At 57.3% G+C, this 12,919-nt stretch carries 16 protein-coding genes and 1 tRNA gene; 6 read left to right on the forward strand and 11 right to left on the reverse strand.

Annotation, left to right across the window (positions count from 1 at the left end):
* Positions 1–118 precede the first annotated feature (118 nt).
* Both J3O30_RS21550 and J3O30_RS21555 read left to right on the forward strand, forming a co-directional pair.
* Entirely contained in the window at positions 119–706 is a 588-nt protein-coding gene (locus J3O30_RS21550) for a helix-turn-helix domain-containing protein (RefSeq protein ID WP_207582179.1), read from the forward strand.
* 84 nt (positions 707–790) lie between these two features.
* On the forward strand, positions 791–1,183 hold the full coding sequence (locus J3O30_RS21555; RefSeq protein WP_207582180.1) for a helix-turn-helix transcriptional regulator: 393 nt from the start codon (positions 791–793) through the stop codon (positions 1,181–1,183).
* Positions 1,184–1,259: 76 nt separating this feature from the next.
* On the opposite strand, the gene J3O30_RS21560 is transcribed toward J3O30_RS21555, so the two are convergent.
* Entirely contained in the window at positions 1,260–2,414 is a 1,155-nt protein-coding gene (locus tag J3O30_RS21560) for an FAD-dependent oxidoreductase (protein ID WP_207582181.1), read from the reverse strand.
* 327 nt (positions 2,415–2,741) lie between these two features.
* Between J3O30_RS21560 and J3O30_RS21565 the strand changes: the two genes are divergently transcribed.
* Together J3O30_RS21565 and J3O30_RS21570 are read left to right on the forward strand one after the other, a co-directional pair.
* Positions 2,742–3,422 carry a hypothetical protein gene (locus J3O30_RS21565; RefSeq protein WP_207582182.1) on the forward strand — a complete coding sequence of 227 codons (681 nt, stop codon included), beginning with the start codon at positions 2,742–2,744 and terminating at the stop codon, positions 3,420–3,422.
* A gap of 1 nt (position 3,423) precedes the next feature.
* The gene (locus tag J3O30_RS21570; protein ID WP_207582183.1) at positions 3,424–3,621 is read left to right on the forward strand and encodes a hypothetical protein; all 198 of its coding nucleotides are present in this window, start codon (positions 3,424–3,426) and stop codon (positions 3,619–3,621) included.
* 254 nt (positions 3,622–3,875) lie between these two features.
* On the opposite strand, the gene J3O30_RS21575 is transcribed toward J3O30_RS21570, so the two are convergent.
* The 10 genes from J3O30_RS21575 to J3O30_RS21620 all read right to left on the reverse strand — a co-directional run bounded on the left by J3O30_RS21575 (position 3,876) and on the right by J3O30_RS21620 (position 10,570).
* The gene (locus tag J3O30_RS21575) at positions 3,876–4,124 is read right to left on the reverse strand and encodes a hypothetical protein (protein ID WP_207582184.1); all 249 of its coding nucleotides are present in this window, start codon (positions 4,122–4,124) and stop codon (positions 3,876–3,878) included.
* A 174-nt stretch (positions 4,125–4,298) separates the two neighbouring features.
* On the reverse strand, positions 4,299–4,619 hold the full coding sequence (locus J3O30_RS21580; RefSeq protein WP_207582185.1) for a hypothetical protein: 321 nt from the start codon (positions 4,617–4,619) through the stop codon (positions 4,299–4,301).
* Positions 4,616–5,212, reverse strand: a complete 597-nt coding sequence (locus J3O30_RS21585; RefSeq protein WP_207582186.1) for a hypothetical protein — start codon at positions 5,210–5,212, stop codon at positions 4,616–4,618. Before J3O30_RS21585 ends, J3O30_RS21580 begins: the two co-directional genes overlap by 4 nt.
* On the reverse strand, positions 5,209–5,559 hold the full coding sequence (locus J3O30_RS21590) for a hypothetical protein (protein WP_207582187.1): 351 nt from the start codon (positions 5,557–5,559) through the stop codon (positions 5,209–5,211). The genes J3O30_RS21585 and J3O30_RS21590 overlap by 4 nt, the downstream gene beginning before the upstream one ends.
* Positions 5,543–5,860: a hypothetical protein gene (locus J3O30_RS21595; protein ID WP_207582188.1), complete on the reverse strand. Its 318-nt coding sequence runs from the start codon at positions 5,858–5,860 to the stop codon at positions 5,543–5,545. Before J3O30_RS21595 ends, J3O30_RS21590 begins: the two co-directional genes overlap by 17 nt.
* A gap of 33 nt (positions 5,861–5,893) precedes the next feature.
* Positions 5,894–6,313 carry a hypothetical protein gene (locus J3O30_RS21600; protein ID WP_207582189.1) on the reverse strand — a complete coding sequence of 140 codons (420 nt, stop codon included), beginning with the start codon at positions 6,311–6,313 and terminating at the stop codon, positions 5,894–5,896.
* 167 nt (positions 6,314–6,480) lie between these two features.
* Complete coding sequence (locus J3O30_RS21605) at positions 6,481–8,133, reverse strand: phage/plasmid primase, P4 family (protein WP_207582190.1); 1,653 nt, start codon at positions 8,131–8,133, stop codon at positions 6,481–6,483.
* Positions 8,130–8,711, reverse strand: a complete 582-nt coding sequence (locus tag J3O30_RS21610; RefSeq protein ID WP_207582191.1) for a hypothetical protein — start codon at positions 8,709–8,711, stop codon at positions 8,130–8,132. The genes J3O30_RS21605 and J3O30_RS21610 overlap by 4 nt, the downstream gene beginning before the upstream one ends.
* A gap of 67 nt (positions 8,712–8,778) precedes the next feature.
* The gene (locus tag J3O30_RS21615) at positions 8,779–9,054 is read right to left on the reverse strand and encodes a hypothetical protein (RefSeq protein ID WP_207582192.1); all 276 of its coding nucleotides are present in this window, start codon (positions 9,052–9,054) and stop codon (positions 8,779–8,781) included.
* 217 nt (positions 9,055–9,271) lie between these two features.
* On the reverse strand, positions 9,272–10,570 hold the full coding sequence (locus J3O30_RS21620; protein ID WP_207582193.1) for a site-specific integrase: 1,299 nt from the start codon (positions 10,568–10,570) through the stop codon (positions 9,272–9,274).
* A 167-nt stretch (positions 10,571–10,737) separates the two neighbouring features.
* Between J3O30_RS21620 and J3O30_RS21625 the strand changes: the two genes are divergently transcribed.
* Both J3O30_RS21625 and J3O30_RS21630 read left to right on the forward strand, forming a co-directional pair.
* Positions 10,738–10,805: transfer RNA gene (locus J3O30_RS21625), tRNA-Ser, on the forward strand.
* A 408-nt stretch (positions 10,806–11,213) separates the two neighbouring features.
* Complete coding sequence (locus tag J3O30_RS21630; protein ID WP_207582194.1) at positions 11,214–12,656, forward strand: M81 family metallopeptidase; 1,443 nt, start codon at positions 11,214–11,216, stop codon at positions 12,654–12,656.
* Positions 12,657–12,919 lie beyond the last annotated feature (263 nt).

Here is a 12,919-nt window from a genome sequence, read left to right on the forward strand (position 1 = left end):
GCATTTTATGTTTAACATTAATTGACTTTGACATATTTATGTTATACACAAATTCCGGATCGATAGGAAGATCGAATCTCCCGCCAACTCCGAGCAAGCCCAAAAAAGGTTAACGCACATGGCCGAAGTCCTCACCGTCATATCCGCCGCCACGATGACAAGTCCGGCGGATGCACTTCTCGTCGCGATCAATGCCTACCGCAATGGCCTGGCAGCGTACGACGCGGCCGAAGATAATAATTTTCCGTTGGATGGAGGCGAGGACGATCTATATGCGGCTTTGATAAGCGGTCCTGATACCTTTTTAACGAACTGGCAGAGCCCCGCCATGAGCCATGAGGCCGCGCTCGCGGCGATATCTCTGGCGGAGCGCGAGCGGGCGATCTTTGTAAGTAGCCCGGTAGCTGACGCCATGGAAGCAGCGGCCATCGGCTATTGGAGGCACGCCGGGGGCTCACGGTTGATGGCCAGCGCCGCGGACGAGACCCAACATGTAAGCCTTAGCGACCTGTCACCTGACGAGTTGGTCAGAGCGCCTGATGCCGCCAACTACCTCAAAGTTTCAGAGACTACACTTGCTCGCTGGCGAAGCGCGAAACGTGGCCCGGTTTACGCCAAGATCGGCGGCAACGTCGCATACACAGTTTCGGCGTTGCGGGATTACGTGTCGAAAAGCGAGCGCAAAGGCACCCGGCCCGATAAGTAGGAGGGCGGCGGCTCCTCACTAGCGAAGCTGCGGGCTACCTTTTCGGAAAGCGATCAACTAGTCTCGTTCACCAAGGTAAGGAAAATGGCTAGGAAGCAGATCACAATAGCAGCCCAATTCATCACCACGGCCACCGGTGACCGCCTCGCGGTTATCCCGGAAGCTGAGTATCAGCGATTGATTGAAGCGCTTGAGGATCGCGCGGACGCCGAAGCGGTGCGAGTATTTAACCAGCGCCTCGCCGATGGCGAAGAAGAATTGATGCCCGCCGAATTCGCAAACCGGATCATTAATGGCGAAAGTCAGATCCGAGTCTGGCGTGAGTTCCGCTCGATGACCGCCCGCGAGCTTGCCGAGAAGGCCGGGATAAGCGCGGGGTTCCTTTCGCAGATTGAAAAGGGTGGGCGCGACGGTAGCTTCGAGACCATCAAAAAGATTGCCACCGCTCTTGAGATTTCCGTGAACGACCTCTGTTAAGCGATTTGCATGCCCAGCCTTTGCCCGCCGGCGTATGAATGACGCATAGGCCGGCGGTGATAACCGGACGGCTGGGTTACGTTGTCTGCGCCAAGATAGGAACCGGTTCGTTCGTCAAGGCGAAGGCGTTCGCCAAGAGCGCGGTTCGGGCCGCCGGATAGTTCGCGGGGTCCTGGAAGGTGCGATTATTCTTGATCGCTTCTGCCGCGATTTGCCCGAGGCTTTGGCCAGTCTGCATCGCGGTGAATTCCATTCGGCCCGCGCCAAACGCGACATGGCTTGCAGAGAGCCCGAAGGACACGAACCCGTTGGTGCAATCGCCGGGCTTCGGCGTGCAAACTTCGAGCGGCAGCGGGAACATGCCATCGGACCCGCCGAGATCGACAGCCATACCGCCCTCGCTCGCAACGATCCAAACTCCGGCCGTCTTTTCTAAGGCGATATATTGGATTGCATGCGAGTCCATGAAATAGGAGATCATGGAAACCGTGTTGGTTGAAATCGAGGGGACGCCACCGTCGCCACGCGTCAGTTCGGTGCCAAGCAACTTCGCTACACCATCGAGACGAAGAGCCTCGCGGACATACATCTGCGGGTTCATGCCAACGGTATCGTTTTCGTGCGGGCTGAAATAGTGATCCGATACGAAGCCCCAGCTCAGGCAGTTCGTTTTCAAGGCCGCCGGGATCCGGGGGTCGGTGCCGTGCTGCATCAGATACAGCATGCCGACAATCCAATTCCAGTGTGCCTTCCAGATCGCTTCGCGCGCGGAATACGAAGCGAGCGGGTAATCCCAATTCCTGCCGAGAAAATCCGTTGAAGGCGCCGCCGGCCCCGCCCTGTTGTTCACATCAAACTTGCTTTCACCATTTGCGGTGTAGAAGGCGTCAGCCTTGAAGTAGTCAAAGAAGCTGACCTTGGTGGGGTTCGCCGCCATGAAACGCAGAAGCACCTCGTAATCCGCGACGTCGTATCCCGGAGGAGGAGTGGTCGGCAACGGCTTCCGCCACTTCGCCGAGTTCGTCATTGTCATGCGGAAGTTGTATGCCTGAATTTTATCGTCTGCGGTGCCCGCCGCGGGAAGCGTGTTGAGCCCCGGCGTGAACGTGGAACGAACCGCGGTAAGCATGTTGATGGGGCCGGATGCGGGAACCCCTGGAGTCTTCCAAGGATCCACACCATCGTATTCGATGAACGAAGAATCGACACGTCGCGGTCCGCGAAGGGTCATTCCACCAGCGGAGTGAAGAGTTTTCATCTGCGCCGAGGGCCATAATCATCTTGGCCTTTGACCAGATGCTTGAACCATCGATCTGCTTTTTCAGCCGCTTGATGAAGCGGTTCCGCGATCTCTTATCACCCCCGCTCGGAGCGGTGGCGAAGGCGGCGACGAGATTTTCGGTCTCCGCCTCATAAGTGTATGCCTTGAGGGATGGCAGCCCTCCGCCGCGCCTTCTTAAGGAGGCGGCGAGGCCAAGAGAAAACGCGGAACCGGGACCGATGTGGAAGCCCATAATGTGTGTCTCATCGCAAGAGTTTCTAACTCCCGCAATGTCCCATGTCCGCTTTTGGCCACCAATCTCGTAAAAGGGAATCCGGTGGCAATTCAGCAAAGCGAATCAGCGATATACTCGTCTTCCACAACTGCCAGGGGTCAATAGTCATATTTGCAGTTGTCGCGCGGCGATTGTTAAAGCATATCTCGCATCGATATTTTGCGGGCGGTGCAGCTTTGAACAATTTCCATGCGGCGAAAGCCCGTTACGATCAAAACCGATTTGACTCCTGTCACAAGGCGGTCACCAACTTACGTGGGGTAATTGGTATCGAATTTCGCATATCGGACTTAAGCCGAAGCGCGCTTGAGGCGGTGAAAAGTCAATGGGGCTCATCAGATTTTCCTTGGCAGCAGATTCACGAATCGTACCGCGAGCCCGATTGCATAAAAATTGCTTTCTGGGTCGGTGAGAGATTGTGCGGGCTTGCTATCGGCACTACATCGGGTCAGTCTTTGAGACTCAGGTTTCTTGAAGGATCACCGGATCCCAACTGTCCTCTCAAAGGTCTTCGGATTCTAATTGCATTAGAAGTGATGGCGCTCTATGGTCAGATGCGGGGCAAGCGAGAGCTCGTTCTGGAACCAATTAATGAAAAACTCATTGATGTGTATGAGAATACATACGGGTTTGAAGTGGTTCGACCGGCAAGAGGAACGCCCTTTTGCAAAAAGGGAATATGAGATGAACGCTGTAAAGAAAGTTTCAGCCGCATTTTCGCGAGTTTGGTTCACACCGAAGGCTCTTCCGGAACCGGAGCCTACGTATGGAAAACCGCGCCCTGCAACAGGTTTCTTTGCTAACCTCAGTGACGATCAGAAGAAGCGCGCGTTGGCGTATCGCGGTGATGAAAAGCACGGCGATCCAAATTTCGCTCGCTAACGCGACACCAAGCCCCGTTTAGCGGGGCTTTTTTGTATCCGTGACAACACCAATAACCGCACATCGACCGAGGCGGATCTACTGGACACGGAATCATGTTGAAGCGTATGGATTTTCCTGACTCGCCCACCCCACGAGGCCTATGCACTATGCGTGGTTCATAACCATCCTGAGAGAGTCTGTCGCTAGCGAAAGCCTGCGCGGCCACGTTCCCCGCAGGTGCCGGTAGTGGGGGAAGGACCCGACGATGTTCTCTACAATCTCTGCAACGCATGCACGTATTCTCTGATCTCCGGAGCGTCTAACTCCAGCCACGCGACCAAAGCGTCCGCATATTGAATTGCTTGCAGTGCGAGATCGTTATGGCGTGTTTCAAAAAGAATCTTCGGCGGGAGACCATTAGAAACCAGTCCGCCAAGCACTTGCGCGGCGAAGAATTCACGCTTTGTCAGCCCCGAAGGCGGTGCCACTGGGTTTATTGTTGCTTTCCGGTTTTTGCTCACAGCAATCTCGTTTCATGGATGTTGAGGGGTGCGCCACCGACCCCGTTGACTGGACCGGCGGCGCGAGGTGGGCTGAGGATTGGATAGACCCACCTATCTGAAAGGGGTGCGCCGCCAGGCGATGAGGACGGAGCCCGGCGGCACGGTCGGGGTTGACGGCCCAACCATCTGAATTCAGTCAGGCTCGAAATCGAGAGGCGGCAAGGACTGCGCATCCTTGATAGCCTTTGCCCACATCGCGTTCCGGTCAACAGGAGCGGCGCGCCGAGCAACATTCACCGGGGTCACAGCCACCACCGGCGTCGCAGAAGGGGAAGCGATGGCACATGCAGCCTGACTCGGACGTATCGCCTTTGACCACATCGCCGACCGGTCCGGCTCTCGCTCGTGTGCTCTCTTGCCGCGAATGCCAGCATCCGCCGGTTTGGCCATCTTGGCCCGACCGCCCAGCAGGAGCGCGGCGCGGAGGGCAGATGGGGTTGGTTTCTCGGTCATACGGTTTCCGCCAAGTAGATTTCCGGACGCGCGTCACGGCGACGATGGACAACGATTCCGGCGCTCTCAGCTTCACGGATGAGATGTTCCTCGGCGCGTTCGGCCGCATCGATATCTGCGTCGATTTTACGAAGTTTTGCCGCACGTTCCGATTCGGAAAGGCCGTCGCCGGGACTTGCTGCAATGGCATGAGCCAGAAGCGCCGCCTCGATCTGATTACGAAAGCCTAGAACGCACAGACCCCCGACCCCTTGAAAGGTATTGGGCGTCGCAAAGAATCCACCGCCACCGCCACTACCCGCGATGCCGGACAAATGGAAAACGCCATCGGCATTCGGCGCCATCTTGCCGCTCGCCGAAGAACGAAACGTAGAAGGAACCCAGCGTCGCATCGCTTCACCTTCAAGGTGGTCAAGGTGCAGCTTGATTTTTGCCGCCGTCTCCTCGCGAGAGATTGGCGCTTCCTCGATGTGGAAGCGTTCCCCGTTGAGTTTGAACAGCTCGTTACGAAGCTCTTCCACGGCGAGCTGCAAATCGGTGCGGGCATCGACGGCCTTCTTTGAGGCGGCGCGAAGTTTGTCCAATATCTTCACTGGAAGGACTCCTCGATATCGGCCGGGATGTTTGTGTGGTCGCGAGCATACTCGTAGCCGCGTCTCGCAAGACTGCAGTTCAAGTTCCACGCCTCTTGCAGCCGGCTGTGGGCGGCCTCAGCCACTGCTAGGCGCTCTTGCGCCATCTTGACGGCAGCCTCAAACGGCTTGTCGCTGTTTAGGTCGCGCCGTCGACCGCCCTTTTCGATATGACTATCGAGTGCAATCTTGGCGTCCGAGAGGGGCTTGCGTGCCGCAAGGACATCGTCCCATGCTCGCCTCATCGCTACATGCGCAGAGGTCCTGTCTTCGGCGAGACGCCGAAGCCGATCAATCGAGATGCTCAATTTCAAACTCCCTGGAAGTAATTGGTGCGGAAAGCTGGCGGGCACGCTGCAGGTCACGTTGGGCCTCGCGCAAACGTTCGCGAACCTCTTCAACGCGAACCCGCGCGATAGCCTCCCGACCGTTCAGTGTTGCGGAAAGGACCGGATCAAGACCGGCATCGAATTGAACCGCGCGGGTCGCCGCATGCAGCAAGCGTTCCGCTTCTTCCAATGCGGCGCGTGCAGCCGCGTGCTCGCCGTATGCTTCGCCCCGGAGACGGACGGCGACGTTTAGGTCATGAAGGGTTTCGGTAGTGTCCATGACGACCACTAAGAAAGGTTCAGCATCCCAAAATTAGGGGGTGCCGAGACTTTGGGACACTTTTTGCGCCAGTAGATTTGCAATGCTTTTCGCGGACCACTTCCCGCCGAAGTGTTGGCAGACGAAATGGAGAAATGCGCTTTCCTCCTCGGCTGGCATCGGCAAAGAAGGATCAAACGTCAATTTGTATTTGCTGATCTTTCTCTCAATAATCAGGGCAAAATTTCTGGCCGTCATCGAGCCATACCGGGAGCGCTTGAGGTCAACCGCCATTCGATCCCGGACCGATTGATGACGCACGCGCCGTTCAGATGGCCCCGGTTTCTTTCTGGGCGCCTCACGCTGACGCAACAGGCTATCGAGGTAGCATCTGGAATCGGGATCAAGATTTTCTCGGAAAAGGGCAATCTGACGGTCAACGAATTCGCTGCCGGTGATGTGCGGATGTGCCACTTTGATCCTTTCCGTGTTGCACTTGTTGCACTTCACTCGCTTATCACCCGTCTTGAATGCAGACATCTAATGCGAGTGGTGTTTTATCCCGCACGCGGGAAAGTATACATAAAAAGCTACTACGGGTGATAAGGGGAGGAAGTGCAACAAGTGCAACAAACCCCCGCTCATTCGATATCGCTATAACTGGAATAGGCATCAGGGTTGATCTTCAAACGGTAGCCGATGACGCAATTGACCACTGACCCACCGCCGCTTGGCCGCGTCCGCTTCAGTTCTAAGTTGCCCTCTTCGCCGAGCGCGCGAGACATCGCGGTCTGCGTCCAAGGCGACTTCACGCCCTGTTCTTCCTGCCACTTCCGGAAGGCCGGATAGATATCGGCGGTGGCGGTGCGGGCGTCCTTGTCTAGCACCAGGCAGTCGCGAACGAAGGCTAGGATATCGTCTTCCTCGTCCAGATAATCGGCGCTGGCGGCCTTCACGCTTTCCGGAGGCGCTAATCCCATCTTCAGCCATTCCCCGGCGCCGTCGATGCACCAGCGCAAAATGGCAGGCCATTCAGCCTTGAGCTTGTCACCAAGGTGCGGATCGCGCTTTCCGTTCTCGTCCGTGAAATTTCGAGTGAACGGCACCAATATAAATCGCTCCCGCATCGAGACGCCTACTCCCTTGAATCGCGGCTTGTTATTACCGCTGATGAAGAGGGAAAGCTGCGGTTGAAACTCAAAGAAGTCCTGCCGCATCAGGCGCGCCGAAATCGTGTCGCCACCCGTGAGAGACTTGATAACCTCTTCGTTCCACGTCGCACCCTTCGGTATCTCATTCGACGCCACCAACCGGGCGCCCTTGAGTTGCGCGAGCCCGGTTGGGTGTTCCTGCCCATGGGTCGCCATGAAGAGCGATGACGATACCGTGCGGGAGTACTCGCCGAGAATCCCGGTGAGGGTCTGCATTATGGTGCCTTTGCCGTTGCGGCCGGTGCCGTAAAGAAAAAGCAACTTTTGCTCTGTTGTCTCGCCGGTAAGAGCGTAGCCGGCGGCGCGTTGGATGAAGGCAATGGTTTCGAGGTCACCACGCCCGTCCTCACCGGGAAAGACGCGGCATAGGAATTCGAACCACACTTTGGCCGGAGTGCCCGCGGGTGCGGGCGACACCGCTGTGAACTTCGTAATCATGTCCTCACGCCGGGCCGGGCGGAGCTTCCCCGTTTTCAAATCTACGGTTCCGCCGGGAGTGCCAAGAAGGAGGGTGTCACCATCGAAGTCATCGGCGTAGGCGATGCTCTTCGCATTTGATCTCGCCATCTGCTCTACGGCGGTGACGGTGGAGTGAGCGCCGAGCGTGCGCCGAAGTTTGGCAGCCGCTGCCGAAATGCTCTTCGCCTTATCTTCATTGGACTCGAGCGCTTGGCGTTGCGCCCACTCGAAAACTTCATCTGCCTTCATTCGGAGAAAATCGCGCACTTGGCCCCGTGTCACCGGATAATCCGCATCCTCCCACCGCGATCCCCGCCAAAAATACCACTGCCCCAGAGCAGAAACGAATTTGGCGTTTTCATCCCAATGCTTTTGGCCAAGCTCCAGCGCCAACGCGTCGTCATTAATGACGGTTTCGTGCGAGGACTCATAATCTTCAAACGAGCCTCGGACTTCCGGCGGAGCCGCCAATGGCGGAGCAGGTAAGTTGACGCGCTCATATTCGGCCCGAATGTGGTCAGGTAGGCTTTCCGGGCTTCGCAACCGAGAACCGGGAGCATCAACGGCGGGTTCGGCGATATCATCAAGAAAGCCGAGATCGTCTTCAGAGGTCAAAGTGCTCACACCCTGCCGCCTTTCATAGTTTTCAAATACCAAGGCGCGAGACGTGCAACGGTGGCCGCCAAGTCCTGGCCTTTCAAATGTGCGTGGAGAGCGGTGAGGCCGACGCCGCAGACGAACATGTCCGACATACCGGATGTGCATCGCCAGCCGTCAGTAGCGTTGATATGCAGGTCTAGGCCGCTCTCATCCTGCGTCGCGTGGAACTCCTCGCCAACCCATGCAGATGTCCATCCCAAATTTCCAGCGAGCTTGTTCAAAACATTCTGCCGCTGCCCGTGGAGCCATGCGTCGATGAGAAACACGGGAGGAAAATCAGCAAGCGCGTCGATGATGGCTAATTCCTCCCGTCCGCCATCTTCGATTTGATCCACTGCGGCCTCCATTTGGTCCGTGGCAGCTTCGATACGGTGAGCCGCCGCAACGGGCTCGCCGTTTGCAAGATGCTCCCTGGCTTCAAGAATAGGTTCCAGCGCTTCAAGAATGCGCTCGCGAGCACCGGCAAAAGCTAGGCGCTGATGTATCTGCCTGCCAAGGCAGGCTTGAACGACTTGACCCAAATCGTTGTTTTCGCTATACATGATGCATACTTTTCATTGTGTGAAACCCCTTCATTGCTTGCCGGCGGGAGGGGTTTTTCTTTTCGTCTTAGGACGCATCCATTCCGGCGAAACGACGGAGATCGCCGAGGCGATAAACGATGCGGCCATTGCCCACTTTCTTGAACGCAGGGCCTTTCGAAGACTTGCACCTGATCGTGGCTAACATCTGCGTCCCGATGTTGACGCCCATTACTTGAAGAGCTTCGGCCGCCTTGGCCGGATCCAATTGGATGTCATCGGGCATGTCCGAAATCGCGGCGTGCAGCTTGGCGATTTCTAGTAGCGACATCCGCGAGGTTGTTTTCCTAGATGTGGTTTCCATCATTTGCTCCTATTTAGTTTGATGCAATTTGATGGTTGAGGTGCCCGCCGTCATTCCACGATTCTGCGAAGGTCTGGGTGTTGATAGATGTTGCTATTTATTGATAGGGCGCCCCGTCAAGAAACCTGCCGCATTCCTCGTATTTGCCGACACAACTCCACAAAAAAGCCCGCCAGAATGCTACTGGCGGGCGTCCTTTAGGTGAGAGGTGAGGGAATTATTCAGCGACTCGGAGGGGAATCACTTCCGCCTTTTTTCTTCCTGCTAGTGCTGCCGCAATGGTATCGCCAACTTTGTCGGCCGCCCGCTGCGAGGGATCTCGATCAATGTGCGCGTAGATTTGCGTGGACCGCGCGTTGGCATGGCCTAGCAAACTGCCAACGATCAAAAGAGCCTCGCCGCTGGAAGCCGCAACACTTCCCAGCGAGTGACGCAATGTGTGTGGTGTGACACCGGGCAGATTAGCTTTCTTCGTCACCATGGGCCAAATGCGTTTGGTGCCCACATAGAAGCCATCTCCGTCGCGTTCCGCAGGGAACACCCACGGCTTCTCCTTTTCACGAGAGGCGTACCGCGCGGCGAGCAACGCACGGGCAGCGGTTCCGAGGGGACGGAGTGACTTCCCTGTCTTGGTGTCCTCAAAACGTAAGAAGCCTGAAGAAAGATCAACCTCATTCCATTTTAGGCCCGCGATTTCGTTACGCCTGGCGCCCGTCAGTGCCCACAACCGGCAGATATCAAGCGCCTTGGAATTTGTGCCGCTGGCTTCCAAGTCCTCGAAGGCCGCGCCGAGCCGCTGAATCTCTTCTAACGATAGAAAGCGCTCCCGCTTGTTATCAGTCTTGCGAACGGCAGCATCTTCGATCGGGTTCTTTTCAACGATGCTCCGGCGTTTGGCAAAACTGAAGACGGCGGAGAGATCGCGGACAACCTTTCTGGCGGCGCCTTCGCCACCACGGACGATGACCCGCTTTTCTCGCCCGGTTTCATCTTTGATCTTTTCGTCCCGCGCCGTTTTGCCGTTCGTCACGTCTTTGACGAAGCGTTCGATGTCGCCGGGCTTGATGGCCTTAGCCTTCATTTTACCGAGCAGGGGTACAGCGTGGTGCCGTAACCTCGCCACCGTATAGGCGGCGGTGAGGGGCTTCATCGGCTCGCCTTGCCTGATGCCTCGCTGGACGAAGAGACCTTCTACCGCATAAAGCTCGATGAGTTGCTCAACAGTTTCCGCTTTCCGATGCGCTTGCTTTTCCGCCGCCGGGTCTTCGCCCTTGGCAACGGCGCCGCGCGCCTTCGTCGCCTCGTCCCGCGCCTCGTCTAGAGTGAGGCCGCCCACGCGGCCGATGGTCAACCATCTGACCCTACCGTCACTGTTTCTGTATTTAAGAATATACGTCTTCGCGCCGCCAGCCCAAACCCGGACGCCGAAGCCCGGTATGCCACTATCCCATTCAATTTTGTCCCCAGCATCCGGCGGGACGAGTGCGGCAACGAGGGCCTTCGTCAGTTTAGGCAACGTCTTCTCCTGTGGTAGCTAGAACCTATCAGCTACCACATAGCTACCACCGTAGAGCCATCTGAATCAATCAGACCAAAGCAAACCGAAAAATAAAAATCGAAAATACCTTTATTTGTCAGTTATTTGAGATAACCACTGATATCCAGTGACAACTGCTGACAAGCGCTGATGTCTGGCAACAACAACCTTGCCAAGGTTGGGGTCGAGGGTTCGAATCCCTTCGCCCGCTCCAGTTTCTCAAATTTTCAAAGCCTTAGCGCACCTTTGCCGTGCAGCGTGCCTGTTCTGAATGTTTGCCGATCCGCGAGCTCGCTGATCGGCGAATAAGGGGCGTGTGCTCCTCGCGGCCGGGGCGCGTAAACTGCTGAGTTTGACGCGATCTTGCGTGCACCCAATGACTCGCCGCATAGCAACGCCACTCTGCTTGGCCTCGACCCATAAGATGATGTTCTGATCATCGTCATCGGCAGGAGCAGATGGCGCACTCAATGAGATGGGCCGCACCGCTTGCGACAATCCCTCACTTGGTGTCAGATGACCGGAGAAATTCTTGACGACAGCACCGGCCTCGAGGTCCAGGGCGCTGCCGGCATTGCGGCCCTACCTTCCTGATTGCTCCCAATATCAACTGAGGTTTCCCATGCGCATCGCCGTTGGTGGCATTCATATCGAATGCAGCACATACAATCCCGTCCTGAACGAGGAGAAGGATTTTCGCGTGCTGCGCGGGGACGCACTGCTGGCATCACCCTACTTTGGCTTCCTCAGGGATTACGACGCCGAATTCCTACCGACGATCCATGCCCGCGCCATTGCTGGCGGCCCGGTTTCACGCGCCACCTACGAGGCCTTCAAGGGCGAATTCCTCGAGCGGCTGAAGCCGATGCTGCCGCTCGACGGTCTCTACCTCGCCATGCATGGCGCCATGTATGTCGAGGGCATGGAGGATGCCGAAGGTGACTGGATTTGTGCGGCCCGCGCGCTCGTCGGCGAGGCCTGCACGGTGTCGGCAAGCTACGACCTGCATGGCAACGTCACCCAGCGCATCATCGATGCGCTCGATATTTATTCAACCTATCGCACTGCGCCGCATATCGATGTCGAGGAGACGATGCGCCGCTCGGTCTCCATGCTGGTGAAGAGCCTGAAATCAGGTGTGCGGCCGGTTGTTCTCTGGGCGCCGGTCCCGGTCGTGCTGCCCGGCGAGCGCACCAGCACCGTCGATGAGCCGGCGAAAAGCCTCTATGAGATGCTGCCCGAAATCGATGCGATTGATGGTGTCTGGGATGCATCACTGATGGTTGGTTATGTCTGGGCCGACGAACCGCGCGCCACGGCCGCCGCCATCATCACCGGCACCGACCGCGCGGTAATGGAGCGCGAGGCCAGACGTCTCGCCAAGGCCTATTGGGATGCGCGCGAAGACTTTGTCTTCGGCTGCGAGACCGGCTCGTTGGAGGAATGCGTCGCGAGAGCCATTGCAAGCCCGACAATCCCCGTCGTGCTCGCCGAATCCGGCGACAACCCGACCGGCGGCGGCGTCGGGGACCGAGCCGACGTGCTGGCCGAGTTGATCGGTAGGGGTGCTGCCGGCGTCGTCTTCGCCGGCATCACCGACAAGGCGGCAACCGAGACCTGCTATGCCGCAGGCGTGGGCGCCAAACTGGACCTCAGCGTTGGCGCCTCACTCGACAGCGAGGGCAGCAAGCCGGTCAATGCTCGTTTCATCGTCAAGTTCCTGCATGGAACCGCCGAACCCGCCGACCGCCAGGCGGTGGTTTCGATCGATGGCATCGATCTCGTACTGTCCGCCAAACGCCGGCCCTATCACAACATAGCCGATTTCACCCGGCTCGGCCTCGATCCGCACAAGGCGAGGATCATTGTCGTCAAATCGGGTTATCTCTCTCCCGAGCTGGCGCCGATTGCAAATCCCAGCCTGATGGCGCTCTCGACCGGTGTCGTCGATCAGTTCGTCGAGCGCCTGCCACGGCTGCGCAAGCAGCATCCAACCTATCCCTTCGACAAGGATTTTGCCTTCGAGCCGCAGGTCTTCCTGTCGGCGCGTTCGGCGGGGACTTGAGACGACCGATCGGCGAGAGGCGTGTTTCATCTTCACTGCCTCGCGGCGCGATGCCAAGGGGTAGATGCGCGCAGTAGAGACTACGACGCCTCATACCAGCCTATACGATTGAGCGACTGTCACCCGTTCCGCGGAAGATCGGAGGAACCGAATATCGCCGAAAACAACGGCTGCGGACCGGCGCGTAACCGCTGCTTTTGCTGCACCGCTTATATGACTTCTACTAGATATTATTTCACCGATAATTATTAACGACCACTTCT

Origin of the sequence: Rhizobium sp. NZLR1 (assembly GCF_017357385.1) — a bacterium.
GTDB lineage: Bacteria > Pseudomonadota > Alphaproteobacteria > Rhizobiales > Rhizobiaceae > Rhizobium.